At 48.9% G+C, this 472-nt stretch carries 1 protein-coding gene; it reads left to right on the top strand.

Features of this window, described 5'->3' with window-relative positions; all coding sequences use genetic code 11:
• Positions 1 to 166: 166 nt before the first annotated feature.
• The coding region (locus tag H9X81_RS11570) for a type I restriction-modification system subunit M N-terminal domain-containing protein (protein WP_345941554.1) at positions 167 to 472 on the top strand (306 nt) is incomplete at its 3' end.

The following is a 472-nucleotide window of genomic DNA, read 5'->3' as shown; positions in this document are numbered from 1 at the left end:
GAAAACAGAGATTTTAAAACTCGACCCGTTCCTGAAGCTGGGAAAACCAGCAAAAATTGCCGGATACTTTGGAGGTAAGGCGGGGTATCTGAAGGCGGTACAGGAATTGGAACAGGCGATTTATACAGACGAGGTAGTGTAATCCATGAGTAATTTAACAGGGTTTGTGAAACGGCTGCGAGACATTATGCGCAACGATGCCGGTATCAACGGCGACGCCCAGCGCATTGAGCAGATTGCCTGGATGCTGTTTCTGAAAGTATATGATGCCAAGGAGCAGGACTGGGAGTGGGACGATGAGGAATACACCTCCATCATTCCGGAGGAATGCCGCTGGCAGAACTGGGCGCATGATGATAAATCCGGTACCGCACTGACAGGCGACAAACTGCTGGATTTCGTCAACAACACATTGTTTCCAACACTGAAAAATCTGCCGGTGGATGCCTCTACCCCTATCAAAAAGGCTATT

It is taken from the genome of Hydrogenoanaerobacterium saccharovorans (assembly GCF_016901815.1).
GTDB lineage: Bacteria > Bacillota > Clostridia > Oscillospirales > Ruminococcaceae > Avimicrobium > Avimicrobium caecorum.
The sequence above is the reverse complement of the archived record's forward strand: the minus strand, read 5'-3'. Positions and strand labels throughout refer to the sequence as shown.